Origin of the sequence: Symmachiella dynata, assembly GCF_007747995.1 — a bacterium.
Taxonomy (GTDB): Bacteria; Planctomycetota; Planctomycetia; order Planctomycetales; family Planctomycetaceae; genus Symmachiella; species Symmachiella dynata.
Genome location: NZ_CP036276.1, coordinates 2,721,067 through 2,735,464, shown reverse-complemented (window position 1 = coordinate 2,735,464; position 14,398 = coordinate 2,721,067). Strand labels below are relative to the sequence as shown.

The window sequence follows — 14,398 nt, the reverse complement described above, 5'->3', positions numbered from 1 at the left end:
GACGACCAGACGGTCGGCGCTGAATTCATCGCACGAACCCCACTAGGGTTATCGACTGAATGTGGGGCGATTGACGACCGCTTCCTGGCGGGCATCTTCGGGAAGTCGCAAGACTGTGCCGATTTTGAGGCGATTTGGGTCTGCGAGGCGGTCCTGGTTCAGCCGGTAAATCTCTTCCCAACGGGAAGCTTTCCCCAAATGCCGTCGTGCAATCGTGCCGAGGTTGTCGCCCGAAGAGACTCGATACTGAGGACGACCGTCTCTGGCGATCGAGTAACCCGAGGCATTGGCGGCTGCGCGAGAAATGGTTTCGCCGGTTCCGTAACCGACGCGACCGCGAAATTCCTCATCTTCCAAAAAGTCGCCCGAGGCGATCGGGGTCTCAACCGCCGGCACGTGCTGTGATGCCTGTTCGACCTTGCCGAGCAGTTCGGGATACAACTGTTCCAGCTCAGCGGCTGTAGGTGTCGCTATTTCGATACCGGGCCGCATGGCTTTGGGATTGGGAATCGTTCGTTCGTTGTATTTGGCCAATGCTTGAAAATATTTGGGATCGCCATAGGTCTGCCGAGCGATCGACCAAAAACTGTCGTTCGATTCAACGACGTAGCTTGGATTATTGTTGGAAACCGGTGTGTCAAAAGTTTCCTCGACTTGTTGCCGTTGGTCGAAACCATAGGTCTGGTTGTCCTGTGGAATGGGGGGCGCCTCATCGGTCGATCCGACGTATCCCGATTCATCAAACTCGGATTCTTCGACCGTGAATTGATCGGGAGCGGCGGCGCGGTTGGTGCTTTCGATTTCGTTTTGGTAACTGCCGACAGCATGGTACCCGTTCACGCGGTCTTGGACCGGTGCCGGATTATCAAACGACTGTTCCGGTTCCAACGGCGATTCATCGGTCCGCTGCACCATCGTCGTGCTACTTGCCTGTCCGGTGTGTTGCGTCACATTCTGAAATTCACCGGCACGGGGATCGGCTTGCTGTGGCTCACCGAAATCGGTCTCGGTCATTTCTTCAAGCTGACCGCCCAATTCCTCATTCACCGGTGTGCGGTAATCGTTCATCTCAGCGACCTGAGGCTCAGCCAACTCACCAAATTCCTCGGTACTCTCTTCGAGTTCGCCGACAAGCGGTTCCTGATTTCCCATAGCCGGTTCATCCACGAACTGTTGCGTGTCGGAGAATTCTGAAGTTTCGGCAAATTCTTGTTCGTTGGCGAATTCTTGATCGCCGGAGAATTCCGTGCTCTCTGCAAATTCTTGACTCGAGAACTCGTCGAGCTGCGTTTCATCCTGAGTAAATTGCTCAGCGACTGGATCGGCGAAGGTTGACGAATCATCGTCGAACGAGGTGATTTCGCTGTCGTTGCCTGTCACTTCATATGGATTCGTCGTATCGTCCAGGCTCGTAATTTCGTCTGCGCTCGGTTCAGGAAACTCTTCGGTTTGAGAAGGTGGAAAATCCTGGGCAGGCGGAAATTCGTTATAGGTCTCAGCGGCAAGGTCCGCATTGTCGGACAACTGTCCCGCAGCCGGATCGGTCTCCCATTCATCGTTTTCCAGCAGGCCGGTGCTGGCATTGCGCTCATCGGCCAGTGCATCCGCTTCGGCCATCAGGTCGTAATCGTCTTCGGGCGGTTGCTGGTGATTTTGCGCAGGAGGATTCGCGGCATACGCAGCGGGTTGCCGTGCGGCGGGACGAGAGTTGCTTGCTGGAAATTCACCAGGCGCACCCGCGACTGTATTTGCAGGATCTTGGGATGTCTCTTCGGGCGGAATCGTACGACTCGCTTGGACAATACCGCTTCCCTTGGCAACAGGCGGAGTTTCCTCGTCTGTTTTTTGCTTGCCTTCAACTGCGACTTCAGGGATCCCATCTGTGGATTTCTTATACAGCACGTAGCAAAAGATTCCGCAAATCAGTAGTAAGATCGCTCCACCGATTTTGATTTCCTTGCCGATGCCGGATTTGGGCTTTTTTAAACCCCAATCGGCCGCCGCACTGGTCGACTGATCGTCGTCCATTTCAAAATCCATATCTTCATCGGGGCGTTCGTCGGCATCCTGCCGTTGATTGTCATCCGTCATAATCTTTCCACCGCTCGTAACTTGGCCGATCGCGACCGCGGATTCGCCCTCTGCTCCACAGCCGCCGGAATCACCGGTTTCGGTGTCAATAAACGAAAGCGGTGTTTATCACGAAACGCGTTTTTCACCAACCTGTCTTCCAGCGAATGGAAGCTAATTATGGCTCCTCGGCCGCCAGTTTTTAAAAAATCTTGGAGATGCGATTTGAGAAAAACCTCCAATTGCCCCAGCTCCTCATTGGCAGCGATTCGCAGCGCTTGGAACACGCGCGTCGCCGGTTGGCGGTCGGAGCGTTTTGAGGTAACCGCTGCGGTGACGACTGCCGTCAAATCCTGCGCAGTGAGGATCGGTTTTCGTTTCCGGGTCTCGACAATGCGTGCGGCAATTTGAGAGGCGAAACGCTCCTCGCCGAATTCCTTAAAAATCGTTGCGAGCTCTTCTTCGTTGAGCCGCTCCAACAGTTGCCAAGCCGGTTCCCCTGCGGAGGTATCGAACCGCAGATCCAGCGGGCCTTCGGCGGCAAACCCGAAACCCCGCTGCCGATCGGCCAATTGATCCGAAGACAATCCCAAGTCAAGTAAAATACCGTCGACTTGGGCGATCCCCAAATCTTGTAACACCTGCGGCAGCAGTGCGTAGGACGCGTGGATCAGATGGACATTGTCGCCTTGGACCTTCTGGGCGGCCAACTGCAACATCATCGGGTCGCGATCCAAGCCGATCAGCGTTCCGGTGTCGCCGATGCGTTTGAGAATCTCGCGACTATGCCCGCCGCCACCGGCGGTGCCATCGACGATGATTTGCCCCGGTTGCGGATCGAGCGCACGAAGCACTTCGCGCATGAGCACGGGGAGATGGACGGATAGCGGCGTTGAGTCGGAAGAAGAGGAGCTGGACATGCTGTGCAGTATGGGGAGCAGCGCTGGCGATCTCAAGTCGTGAAGCGGTGCCGCTGAGCAAATACGGCCAACTAGGGAAAAACCTGAGCAGATGTTCCTTAGCGCAGCGAGGGTGGCTATAATGCCAATAGGTTTAAAAACCAAATTCCTCGGCAAGTTCGAGGAATCATCCCCTCGGGCAGCATCCATGCTACCCTAGTGAGGCGAATGATCCGCAGTAGGGCTCAGTCTCGTAAACCACGCCGTCCCACGCCGGTCATGCATCCTTGTCGACCGTTCTCCGCACAGCCCGGTAGCCAGCGGAGTTTCCATGTGCATCGTTGGGGTCAGCAAGCTCCAAGCCTGTTGTTCCCAGTGATGCGGGTGCGAGCTGCCGGGTTCTGTTCCCTGATCTTGAAATTGGCATCCATGCCATTGTCGATCAATCGAACACGCCAGCCGCCATGCTGTCAAAATCTGTACTGTGTTTCTCCAAAAATTGTTGCCAGATCGCAGAGTCCCAGACCTCAACATGGTCGTGGACACCAATCAGGACAACCTCCTTTTGGAGACCGGCAAAAGTCACGAGACGTTCGGGAATCCGAATCCGTCCCTGGGAATCGAGGTCGACTCTTTCCGCTCGCCCATAAAACAACCGCTTGTAATTGCGGATGTCGGCCCGCGTTGGCGACATGGTAGCAACTCGATCCGCTAATTCTTCGAACGCTATCTTTGAGTAAAGATCCAAGGAACACTCTGTTCCCGGAGCCACATAGATACTGCGAAGTTCCTCCTCACCAAATTGTTCACGCAAACGCTTGGGGACGGCGAATCGACTCTTGTCATCCATGCTTCTGTTAAAAGTCCCGGTCAGAGGCATTTTTCACCACTTTTCCCCACTCGTCCCCATCGGTTGCCAAATCTACCAAGGGAATCTCATTGGTCAAGGGAAATTTGGTGAGTTTTATAACTCCTAAATCAAGAACTGCTCCTAAAACATTGCTAAACCATAAGTTGCGGCAAATGTAAATTTCTCAATAACCGGAAAAACCACCTGTCTACTTCCCAGCTTCACTCTCTGCGAGCGATGGAATGCCCACAATCTCCGCATACAAACGGTCGTACTCCGCGGCAACCTTGTCCCACGTAAACCTTTCCTCCACAACCACTTGTGCGCGTTCAGCCATGGACTGTGCGCCTTGGGGATCGGCAAGCAATTGATTTAGCCCCACAGCCAATGCCGAGGCCGATCCAGCTTCGACCACAATTCCATTTTCCCCACTGGCGATTTGCTCGGCGACGCCTTCGACAGCGGTGGCAAGCATCGGAATCCCAGCCGCCATGCCCTCCAAAACCACGTTGGCCATCCCTTCCCACAACGAGGCCAACACCTGGCAGTCGCACGACTTCAAAATCCCCGGCACATCCGCCTGCCATCCGGCAAAGTGCACGCACGCGTTCAAACCCAACTCGCTTGTCAATGTTTGAAGCTCCTCGCGCTGAGGTCCCTCGCCCACTAACAGCAAATGCGCATCGGGGTGTTGCGCGTGTACTTCTGAAAACGCCGGCAACAAAAACGTTAAACCCTTCTGCGGATCCAAACGTCCCACCGTTACGACAACGCGGCTGCCCGATGGGATACCGAACTGAGTCAGTGACACCGGTTGCGCGTGCGCGAACTTTTCGTAGTCCACGCCATTAGGAATCACGATCGTTTTTTCCGGCGACAGTCCGCCGCGAAGAATCGAAAAATCGGCCACCGCTTGGCTGACACAGACGTTACACGCCACGAGCGCGTTGGTCATTCGATCCAAACGAAGATGCAGGTTCGCCCGCTTCTCAGCCACACGGATGCCCGAAACGATGTGCGGAACGCCCGCCCAGCGTGCAGCGACCCGTCCGATGAGATTGGCATGGAACAGGAACGTCTGCAGCAATTGGGGTCGGTTCTGTTTCAAGGCGCGGGCCAGTTGCCGTATCACACCAATGCTTCGCAAGCCGCTGGCTCCGAAACAGGTCACCGGGATATTGGCCGCTTCTAAGACAGCAACCAGATCGCCGGGGGGAGACAGACAGTAAACGACCGGTGCCCAGCGGGTGCGATCTAAGCGGGTCACGATCTGCACCAACGCCCGTTCGGCTCCTCCCGGATCAAGATCCGTGATGCAAAACGCCAAGCGAATCGGTGGGGATGGTGGCGACACGTGTCAGCCTTTGTCTTGAAGGGAGTCATTTTCCGACTGCGAAAACTTCGCGCGGGCATTTTTTGCCGAAGGGGCGCTGTATATACTGTCGCAGCCAGACCGGGTAAAGACGAGATCAAACCGGCCGCCCACCAACAGATACGAAAACCATCCATGCAGCAGCTTTCTGATTATGACTACGATTTGCCGAGCGAATTGATTGCGCGACAACCGGCGGAAAAGCGAGATGGGTCACGGTTGTTGGTCCTGGATCGCAGTACAGGTACGATCGAACACGCGCACATCACCGATCTGCCGCGGTATTTGAGAGCCGGAGATACGCTGGTGTTGAATGACACCAAAGTGCTCCCCGCACGATTACTCGGCAAGCGGACCGCCACTGGAGGGGCCTGGGAGGGGTTGTATCTTGGCTGCGATGCCGACCAGCGGTGGCAGATACTGAGCAAAACGCGTGGCAAATTGCAGCCGGGCGAATCGATCACCTTACTGCCAGCGCATCCCGCGCAATCGACGACCGAGTTTCATTTGACGCTGTTGGAACGCGATGACGAGGGGGGGTGGTTCGCCCGCCCTGAGCGAGAGGGGGATCCGGTCGAGATCTTGCGGCAATTTGGAACCGTTCCCTTGCCGCCGTACATTGAACGCGAATTAGCGAACTCCGACGATTGGCAACGCTACCAGACCACCTACGCCCGCAGCTACGGAGCCGTCGCCGCTCCAACGGCCGGATTGCACTTTACCCCGGAACTGTTAGCGGAGTGCCAACAGCAAGGCGTGGGGCAGGAATTCGTAACGCTCCACGTCGGCATCGGCACCTTCCGGCCAATCTCCGTCGAAAACCTCGACGAGCACCGCATGCATGCGGAGTGGTGCGAACTGGATGAAACCGTCGCACAGCAGTTGCGAAACACAAGATCGCAAGGCGGCCGCATCGTGGCGGTCGGAACCACGAGCGTTCGCACGTTGGAGTCAGCAGCCCGCAACGGCGAAATCGCCGCCTACCAGGATCAAACAAACCTCTTCATCCGCCCGCCCTATACCTTTCAAGCGGTCGATGCCCTACTGACCAATTTCCATCTCCCCAAGTCGAGCCTACTGGTCATGATCAGCGCCTTTGCCAGCTACGACTTAATCCGCCAAGCCTACGCCGAAGCAATTGCCCAGCGGTATCGCTTTTTTAGTTACGGCGATGCGATGTTGATTTTGTAATTTTTTTAGGAATTCACCACGGAGGCACGGAGGCACGGAGGACACAGAGTACAAAAAGCTGTAGACCATAGGCCGTAGACTGTAGGATTGGACTGCCCGTGCTATTCCTACAGACTACGGCCTAAAGCCTACAGCCTCTTTCTTTCCCCGTGTCCTCCGTGCCTCCGTGGTGATTTTTTTCAACGTTCGCGCAGCGGGACGTTGCCGTCGAGGTAGCGCCAGTTTTTGATGAAGGCGATGAGGTCGGCCATTTGTTGCAGGGTGAGGTTTTTCTCGAGGCCTTCGGGCATCAGCGAGATGCCGTTGGAGATGACTTCGTCGATGTCTTGCCGCAGGACGGTCACATGTTTGCCTTCGGGTTGTTTGATGGTGATCGACGAAGCGGTTTCGGCGGCGATGATGCCGGTCACTGTGGTCCCCTGCTCTGTCACGATGGAATAGCTGACGTAGTTGGCATCGATGGCGCGATTGGGATTGAGGATGTCGGTTAACAAAGCGGCCGGTTGCCGTGTGCGGGAGTCGGCGATGTCGGGGCCGATTTCCACGCCGATATTGCTCACGCGATGACAGGTGCTGCAGTTCTTCTCAAACAACGCCCTGCCTTGTTGGGGATCGGGTTTGAGTGTCAACGCCGCTTGATATTTGGCGAGCACTTCTTTGCGATCAGCGGGGATCGCGCTGGCGAGCAACTGCCCGGCGCGGGTTTTCAGTGCGGGGTTTTTGTGCTTGGTCAGCCGATTGACGTTGGTGGCTCCCAACTCGGCGACCGCGATGGTTTGGGCTTCGATTTCATCGAGCAATAACGTGGCACGGGAATCGTTTCGCAAAAGCGCGTTAATTACTGCACGCCGCCCCGCTGGGGTCTGTCCGCTGAAGCCGGTCAGCAAAAACGGTCCAATCGAGTCGTCGTGAAATCCAGCCAGCACATCGATGCTGGCCAGGCGAATTGCTTGGGCCGGATCGTTTTCAATCAGCTCCATCAGCGTCGAACCAGCGTCCGCGAAGGTTGTGTACTGCAATAATTCGATGGCAGCGGTGCGGGCAGCGAGGTCTGGCTCCGCGTTGGCTGCGGTGGACTTGGCTTGCTGGAAGACATTCTGCACTGCCGCTTGTGTGCCGGCGAATTCTGCCGGGAGTTTGTTGAGCATGGCGTCCAATTTCACACCGCGTCGCCCGAGTCCTTGCCCGAGGCCGCTAATCAGCGCCGCTTGCAATTGCCTTTTCGCTGCGTCCGGCATGTCTGCAGGCAATGTGGTCAGGTTTTGCAACACGCCGCCGATTTCCTCAGGCTTCTGGCGAGAACCGACTAAGGCGGCGATTTCTGTAGCCAGTGGCGCTAGTTTTTCCGGAGCGACGGATTTGGTCCATAAGCGTTTTAACAATTCCTGTTCGTGATTCGGAGCGGCGCTGAAGACGGCCAGACGAGTCCAAGGGTCTGCCCCGCCAACGGCCAGGGCATCGGCCAGAGCGGTGAGACGTTCCTCGTTCGACGTTGCATCGCCGAGGCTAAGCGCGGTTTGAAAGCGCACGCGGGGATCATCGTCGTCAGCCAGTTTCATGACGGCGGCTTGTAGCGACTGCGACTTGCTCTGCCGCGACTCCGACAACCGGACCGCCTGTTCGCGGACACGGGGTGAACTGTGTGCCAGCCCCGTGGCGATGACGTCGTCGGACAGTAGACTGAGGCCGTTGAGCGTCCAGAGGGCATGCACGGCAGCCGTTGGTTTTGCGTCGCCGCTCACGAGTTTTTCGAGTTGTGGGTGTACGTTTCGGGCTTGGCGTTCGATGAGCAGTCGCTGCGATGTTTCGCGCCACCAGGCGTTGTTGTGGGTGAGGTATTCGACGAGTTTCTCGGACGTTGCTGACGCGAGTTGTGGTTGTTCGGTCGGACGCTTCCAATTCTTGGGCGTAATCCGCCAAATGCGGCCACGGTCGTTGCCGTACTCCAGGTCGGTGCGATCCCGTAATTCCTCCGGCATCCATTGCGGATGCTCGATGACGGCCCGGTACATGTCGACGACATACAACGCACCGTCGGGGCCAACGGTTAGATTCACGGGGCGAAACCAGGTGTCGGGGGAGGCTAAGAATTCGACTTTGTCGCGCCCCGGCGTCGAGGCAAACGTTGCTCCGCTGGGCGTGAGCACGTCGCGGTGGACGAGGTTGCCGGTCGGTTCGCAGGTGAAGCTATTTCCACGAAACGCGGCGGGTAAGGCATCGCCGCGATAGATGGTCACGCCGCAGGCGGCGGTGAATTGCCCTTCGTGCAGGGTCGAGGTCGTCCAAAAATTGCTGATGGGATAGACCCGCGAGATTGTCCCGGCAGGTGAAACGTCATTCACCACCGCCCCGACCGCCAAGAAGGGATTGCGTTTGATATACCGGTCGGCCAGTACGATGTGGATGCAGGGGTTGCGATTGCTGCAGGTGAAACGATTGCCGAAATCGTCGAAAGACAATCCAAATTGCCCCACCCCCGAAACCCCTTCGGGCTTTCCCGCCAACGGATCGAAGCGAAAATCCATGCCGCTGATCGAAACCGGTTTGGCGTCCCCGGCCCATTGCTGCCGTTCTGTGACAACGCTTCCGCCACGCAGGCCGTTGGCGACGTAAACGTGATTGTCGAGTGCCAGCGTGGGGTGATTGGCCCGCAACTGTGGATTCTTGGCGACGAAACCGGAGAACCACGTCTCGCGCAGGTCAGCGACTCCATCCCCGGTGGTGTCTTTGAGGTAGATGACTTCTCCGGCAACGGTGACAATCACGCCCCCCTGCCAAGGTTGAATGCCTGTGGCAAACAGCAAATTGTCGGCGAATACTTGTGAGGTTTCAAACCGGCCGTCGCCGTCGCGATCTTCGAGCACGGAAATCCGTGATCTAGGCGGCTCGCCTTCTCCCGGGCCGTTGGGATAGTCCCGCATTTCAACGACCCACATCCGCCCCTGTTCGTCAAAACGAATGGCAACCGGATCAATCACATCCGGCTCAGCGGCGGCCAATTCGATTTTCAGATCGGGATGCAACTGAAAATTCGCCAGTGAGTCGGCAATCGTCAGCGGACTTTTGATGGGCGTCGTGGCAGCCGGTTTTTCTGTGGCCAGCAGCAAATCGAGCTGAGCGGCGACGAATAAACAGCCGCAAGCGAACAGTGAGAAACGAAGTAGTTTGGCGACATAAATGTTCATCTGTGTTCGATCTGTATTTTATCTATGGCGAAATAATTGCGTAGCACCAACCAACGATCGCATCCCTCGGCAACAATCGTGTACACTGTTACCACTGGCTTGAGTAACACCGTCGGCGGATTTCCATTATCGCCGCCGATGCGGAGAATGGCAAAGCCCAGCGGTTGGCGAGACGAGATTTGTGACCGGAAAGGTGACGACGATGTGGGGATTTTGTTTGATGTTATTCCGGCTGTGTCCCGCTGCATGGGCGGGGGCAGCTGCGTTGTTTGTGTTGATCACGGTCGGACTGACCCGGTCACCGGAGGTTGATTCGGAGCTACGGATGCAACTGTCGCTGATCCGCTTTCCCTACTATTACGTGTTGGAATTCGGACTACTGGGAACCGCGCTGGTAGCCGGTTTCTTCGCCCGCAAGCATGGTGAACTGGGAACGATCCGCAGCTGGTTGGGACTGGGCTTGGTGGCACTCGCGCTGGCGGGAGCGATTGCGGATTACTTTTTGGTGTATCGCCCGCTAGAAAAAATGATGACGGACCGGACACTCGATGGTGCGTTTCGCTCGTTGCATGAAGCCTCGAAACACGGCAATTCCACCATTGTGGTCGTGGTCGTGATCGCCGCCCTGGTCATCAACTGGCCCAGCCGCGCGCATCGACGGACGAAAATTGTGTAAACCGCCGCTCACTTCTCGCCGTCGTCTTCGATCTCCGGCAGAATCCAGACGACTTGCCCATCGCGCCAGACGGGAATCTTCCGCCCCGCACGGGCGTGTTCCTGAACGGTCTTGCGGGCAACTTCGTTGAGGACTTGTTCGATTTTCGCGGCGTCCTGTGCGCGTGCGGAAATCTCCGCATGTTTTTCAGATCGACTTCTCGCATCATCAATCATGACTGGAATCGCTCCACCAAATAGTTCCAGACGGTTTCATTTTTGATGACCGTCGGACCATGGGGATTCTGAAATGCAATCAGGGCGGGTTTGTTTAGCAGTGTATTATCCAACATTGTCCATGAGTCGACAATAGGAAGGTACAAATTCATAAAGTTATTCAAACCAGAGAAATACCGACGTCGAATCGTCTCTTCGGGAATGTCATGCCCGCCTTGTTGAACCCGAGATAATACTCTCGCAATTGCCATTTCCGGCGTAGGCAGCCACAAGAAAATCAGATGGATTCTGTAACCATCTCTCGACAATTGCATGAGACGCCGCTTCAGCGACCTTGATGCTAAAGTGGTTTCAAAGGCGAAATCACGACGCTCCCTGGTAAGCTCATCCAATCGGCGCAACATAACGCGCCCGGCCTCTATGGCAACTCCTTCTGAATGAAATGCCGAAAGCCCCTGCGCAATGACGTCGGCATTTACGAATTCCGTTACCTCCATGTAATCCCGCAACAGTGCCGGCGCCGCCGTAGATTTTCCGGCGCCGTTGGGACCGGCCACCACGATGACATTTGGCGCGCTTGTCACGAGATGAAATCCTTACTTCAGGAATTAATGCTCTTCCACACTACAGTTTATCACGCAGGTCAATCTTCGTCCCCGTGCGTGCTGCTTCGCGGGCGTAGAGGGTGATGCGGGTGGAGCGGAAACCGTCTTCTGGGAATAACTCCGCCTGCTGAGCGCCGCGGCAGAGGGCGACGAAATCGGCGAAGGCGGATTTTTCCGGCGGCGCGGGGGCCAATTGGGTCCGCTCGGCGTCCCAAGCGTCGTAGTGGATGGTGCCTTCTCCCAAACGATGGATGTCGGGCGCAGCCAGGATTTCGAGGGTTCCTTCAGTGCATTCAAAAAACTGTCGGCCGTCGCCGTGCGCAGGAAAGCCCTCGGGGGTGAGCCAGTCGGCGCGGAGCATGGCTGTTGAACTGTCGGCGAATTCTAAGAAGACCTCCGCATGGTCGGTGAACCGGTCGTACTGCGTGAATCGTAAACAACCTTCGGCGGCGGTCACAGCGACCGGTTCCTCATCCCACATCCAACGGCTCAGATCGATGTTGTGAATGCAGAGGTCATTCAACACGCCGCCATAGAGTTCGGCATCAAACATCCATTCCGGACGCCCAGCCGGTTTGAGTTTGTGCGGCGCCAGGCCGGTGAAATTGACCATCCGGCCCAACTTGCCGGACTGCAGTAACTCCCGCACCGCCCGCGTCGGTCCGTTGTAACGCTCCATCAGCATCAGACCGATCTGCATACCGGTTTTGACATGCGCCGCTTCGACGTCGTCGAGATCCGCGAAGCTGGTGACCAACGGTTTATCGACCAGGACGTGACAGCCACGCTCAGCCAATTCGCTAATCACCGCTCCCTTTTTGCTGTTTTCGACAGCAACCCCAACGACCTCCGGTTCAGTCGCCTCGACCAACTCACCTACCGAGGCAAACGCGGGCACGCCGAACTCTTGGCTGTATTGGTCGCGCAGTTTTGGGTCGTCATCATAAAACCCAACGAACTGAGCATCGGGCAAAGCACGCATGCCGTTGACGAACGTCAAAATATGAAAGTGCTTCAACCCGGCAACGGCAAATCGAACGGCGGTCATGAGGTGTTCCGTGGGAGTTGTTAGTTAGGTTGGTTAGGATTCTTTGCCACAGATTGAACACGGATCAAACACAGATTTTCAAAGAGTAGACGAGCTTCCCTCGTTCCCAAACTCTGTTTGGGAACGCCCTCAGCGAAGCTCTGCTTCGCATTCCAAACGCGAGGCCCATACAAGTTCAACGATCCGAAGCAGAGCTTCGGGAAAATGGGTTCCAAACAGAGTTTGGGAACCAGTTATTTTTTTAGATCTGTGTTCAATCTGTGTTCAATCTGTGGCTTAATAAACCTCACACCGCGTAACTAAGACAGCGTGAATTCCGGCAGGCGGACGATTTCTCCGCCCTTGAGGGCGGATTCGTGGGCGCAGATGCCGACGCAGGTCCAGTTGGCTGATTGTACGGCATTGGGATACGGGTCGCGGTCTTCGATCAGGGCGGAGATGAATTCGTGGGCCAAATGCGGATGCGATCCGCCGTGGCCGGCTCCTTGTGTGAAGGAGAGGTGTTGGTGATCATCCGCATCATAGACACCGCCGGTGGTGAAGGGTTGGATTTCTTCCGGCAAGAGATGCGCGTAGTCGGGGACCTTGACCCGCTCGGGGATTTCCGGCTCTGGTTTTTTAGCGGTGTGCAGTACCGGGTCTTCGCCTTCGATCAATGGCCATTCGAAAGCTTGCTTGGTCCCGTACACATCGAAGCTTTCGCGGTATTGGCGGGCGACGTCGAATAGTGAACGGTGAATTCTGGCGGTCAGGTCCGAATTGCGGAACTTGATGTGCGTGGTTTCCACAGCGAAGGGAGAGTTGTATTTCGGGATCAACTCTTCGCGAATCGTGCCCGATCCGAAACAGGAGACGTATTCCGCCTCGTCGCGGGTCAGTGCCATACAGGGACCGACGCAGTGGGTGGCGTAGTGCATGGGGGGTAATCCGGGCCAATAGTCGGGCCAGCCGTCCATGTCCTGCACATGGCTGGCCTGCAGGAATTGCACTTTGCCCAACTCGCCCTTTTCGTAGAGTTCCTTGGCGAAGAGAAATTCGCGGGCATAGACCACAGTTTCGGCCATCATATATTTCAGGCCGGTCTCTTTCACCAGATTGACGATTTCCTCGCACTCGGCGATGCTGGTCGCCATGGGCACCGTGCACATGACATGCTTGCCCGCTTTGAGGGCGGCGATCGATTGCCGTGCGTGGTCGGGGATCGGTGTGTTGATGTGCACGAAATCGACGTCCGGATCGGCGAGGACGTCGTCGTAGTTGGTATAGCGTTTTTCGATCCCAAAAGCGTCGCCAATTTCGTTGAGCTTTGCCTCGGACCGTTGACAGATTGCGTACATATTGGCCTGCGGATGGCGTTGATAAATCGGGATAAACTCCGCCCCAAAGCCCATGCCGATAATCGCGACGTTCACCTGTTGCCGACCCATGGTCTATTTCCTCTCGCGTCGTGAGTGATGAAAATCTTGGATGTTGCCGCTAAAAATGCTAGGACAACGGCTTCACGATAACGGTTTGGCAGGCAAACGCCAATCAAACGCGATGGGTTTTGCGGGGAGGGCCGAAACCGCGCGTTGTGGTTTGTTCAGACAGATGCAAACTGTGCGATGGAAACAGACTGCTGGACAAGCCAGTCGTGGCACCCGGCGGGTTTTCTTCTGACGACAAGATAATCAAAGCGACATCGCAGACTGCCATCGAGCAAATTAAATGCGATCCTGCCAGTATTCCGGTTCACGGCTGGAATGAGCGACTGCCAAAACCAATACTCGATCCTCATCCGGCTGTTCGAAGATCAATCGAAACGGAAATTGCCGTACGCGTACCCACCGAAATTCGTCAAATTCGATCGGATGAGAAGGTGGGTTGGACCTGATGCGTTCGACGGCGTTGTCCACTGCGCGAAGGAATCGTGTTGCCACTGCGGAATCGCGTTGGGAATACCAGTCCCATACCTCACGTAGCTCTCGCTCTGCGTCGCGATGAAATTAGACGACCATAACGTTTACCGAAGCTGTTCCCGGACATGCTCCCATGATTTGGCGCGATTCCAGTCGCCGGAACGACGGCGGAGTTCGTCGGTAAACTCGGGATCGTCCGAAGAGAGACCGGGTGCGTCCTCGGAGATATCGTCCATCAGCCTTTCGACGATCTTTAGTCGCTCCGGCTCGGACAATTTCAAAATTGCATCTAACAATTCATTCGGTGTTTGTGACATTCGATCCCCTACATGATCTTCGCCAAGGACAACAAATCAATTGTACAGTATCCAGAGATAGGTCGCCAAGAG

Annotated in this window: 12 protein-coding genes and 1 pseudogene; 2 read left to right on the top strand and 11 right to left on the bottom strand. The window is 56.0% G+C overall.

All coding sequences use genetic code 11. The features are described 5' to 3' along the window. Window positions 1-48: 48 nt before the first annotated feature. From Mal52_RS10535 to Mal52_RS10520, 4 genes are all read right to left on the bottom strand, one after another. On the bottom strand, window positions 49-2,091 hold the full coding sequence (locus tag Mal52_RS10535) for a LysM peptidoglycan-binding domain-containing protein (RefSeq protein WP_145376017.1): 2,043 nt from the start codon (window positions 2,089-2,091) through the stop codon (window positions 49-51). After that, window positions 2,088-2,990 (bottom strand): 16S rRNA (cytosine(1402)-N(4))-methyltransferase RsmH, encoded by a 903-nt coding sequence (gene rsmH, locus Mal52_RS10530; RefSeq protein ID WP_145376015.1) that lies wholly within the window; start codon window positions 2,988-2,990, stop codon window positions 2,088-2,090. Before rsmH ends, Mal52_RS10535 begins: the two co-directional genes overlap by 4 nt. A 421-nt stretch (window positions 2,991-3,411) precedes the next feature. Next, the gene (gene mraZ / locus Mal52_RS10525; protein WP_145376013.1) at window positions 3,412-3,849 is read right to left on the bottom strand and encodes a division/cell wall cluster transcriptional repressor MraZ; all 438 of its coding nucleotides are present in this window, start codon (window positions 3,847-3,849) and stop codon (window positions 3,412-3,414) included. A gap of 178 nt (window positions 3,850-4,027) precedes the next feature. After that, complete coding sequence (locus tag Mal52_RS10520; RefSeq protein WP_145376011.1) at window positions 4,028-5,173, bottom strand: glycosyltransferase; 1,146 nt, start codon at window positions 5,171-5,173, stop codon at window positions 4,028-4,030. Between the two features lie 153 nt (window positions 5,174-5,326). On the opposite strand from Mal52_RS10520, the gene queA reads away from it, so the two are divergent. Beyond that, window positions 5,327-6,382: a tRNA preQ1(34) S-adenosylmethionine ribosyltransferase-isomerase QueA gene (gene queA, locus Mal52_RS10515; RefSeq protein WP_145376010.1), complete on the top strand. Its 1,056-nt coding sequence runs from the start codon at window positions 5,327-5,329 to the stop codon at window positions 6,380-6,382. 179 nt (window positions 6,383-6,561) lie between these two features. Here the strand turns inward: queA and Mal52_RS10510 are convergent, their stop codons facing one another. Further along, window positions 6,562-9,567, bottom strand: coding sequence for a PVC-type heme-binding CxxCH protein (locus Mal52_RS10510; protein WP_145376008.1), 3,006 nt, complete (start codon window positions 9,565-9,567; stop codon window positions 6,562-6,564). 202 nt (window positions 9,568-9,769) lie between these two features. On the opposite strand from Mal52_RS10510, the gene Mal52_RS10505 reads away from it, so the two are divergent. Further along, window positions 9,770-10,243, top strand: coding sequence for a hypothetical protein (locus tag Mal52_RS10505; RefSeq protein ID WP_145376006.1), 474 nt, complete (start codon window positions 9,770-9,772; stop codon window positions 10,241-10,243). Between the two features lie 8 nt (window positions 10,244-10,251). On the opposite strand, the gene Mal52_RS10500 is transcribed toward Mal52_RS10505, so the two are convergent. From Mal52_RS10500 to Mal52_RS10475, 6 genes and pseudogenes are all read right to left on the bottom strand, one after another. Continuing rightward, window positions 10,252-10,458, bottom strand: coding sequence for a hypothetical protein (locus Mal52_RS10500; RefSeq protein WP_145376005.1), 207 nt, complete (start codon window positions 10,456-10,458; stop codon window positions 10,252-10,254). Then, entirely contained in the window at window positions 10,455-11,042 is a 588-nt protein-coding gene (locus tag Mal52_RS10495) for an ATPase (protein ID WP_145376003.1), read from the bottom strand. The genes Mal52_RS10500 and Mal52_RS10495 overlap by 4 nt, the downstream gene beginning before the upstream one ends. A gap of 40 nt (window positions 11,043-11,082) precedes the next feature. Next, entirely contained in the window at window positions 11,083-12,111 is a 1,029-nt protein-coding gene (locus tag Mal52_RS10490) for a Gfo/Idh/MocA family protein (RefSeq protein ID WP_145376001.1), read from the bottom strand. Between the two features lie 299 nt (window positions 12,112-12,410). Continuing rightward, entirely contained in the window at window positions 12,411-13,538 is a 1,128-nt protein-coding gene (locus Mal52_RS10485) for a Gfo/Idh/MocA family protein (protein ID WP_145376000.1), read from the bottom strand. Between the two features lie 276 nt (window positions 13,539-13,814). Continuing rightward, window positions 13,815-14,084 (bottom strand): annotated as a pseudogene (locus Mal52_RS30470) (type II toxin-antitoxin system RelE/ParE family toxin); the annotation flags it as partial. Window positions 14,085-14,113: 29 nt separating this feature from the next. After that, complete coding sequence (locus tag Mal52_RS10475) at window positions 14,114-14,326, bottom strand: hypothetical protein (RefSeq protein ID WP_145375999.1); 213 nt, start codon at window positions 14,324-14,326, stop codon at window positions 14,114-14,116. Window positions 14,327-14,398: the final 72 nt, after the last annotated feature.

Excerpts from the sequence above, each read along its gene's own strand:
- Mal52_RS10535 (WP_145376017.1), bottom strand. The coding sequence starts at position 2,091 with ATGACGGATGACAATCAACGGCAGGATGCCGACGAACGCCCCGATGAA.
- rsmH (WP_145376015.1), bottom strand. The coding sequence starts at position 2,990 with ATGTCCAGCTCCTCTTCTTCCGACTCAACGCCGCTATCCGTCCATCTC.
- mraZ (WP_145376013.1), bottom strand. The coding sequence starts at position 3,849 with ATGCCTCTGACCGGGACTTTTAACAGAAGCATGGATGACAAGAGTCGA.
- queA (WP_145376010.1), top strand. The coding sequence starts at position 5,327 with ATGCAGCAGCTTTCTGATTATGACTACGATTTGCCGAGCGAATTGATT.
- Mal52_RS10510 (WP_145376008.1), bottom strand. The coding sequence starts at position 9,567 with ATGAACATTTATGTCGCCAAACTACTTCGTTTCTCACTGTTCGCTTGC.
- Mal52_RS10505 (WP_145376006.1), top strand. The coding sequence starts at position 9,770 with ATGTGGGGATTTTGTTTGATGTTATTCCGGCTGTGTCCCGCTGCATGG.
- Mal52_RS10500 (WP_145376005.1), bottom strand. The coding sequence starts at position 10,458 with ATGATTGATGATGCGAGAAGTCGATCTGAAAAACATGCGGAGATTTCC.
- Mal52_RS10490 (WP_145376001.1), bottom strand. The coding sequence starts at position 12,111 with ATGACCGCCGTTCGATTTGCCGTTGCCGGGTTGAAGCACTTTCATATT.
- Mal52_RS10485 (WP_145376000.1), bottom strand. The coding sequence starts at position 13,538 with ATGGGTCGGCAACAGGTGAACGTCGCGATTATCGGCATGGGCTTTGGG.
- Mal52_RS10475 (WP_145375999.1), bottom strand. The coding sequence starts at position 14,326 with ATGTCACAAACACCGAATGAATTGTTAGATGCAATTTTGAAATTGTCC.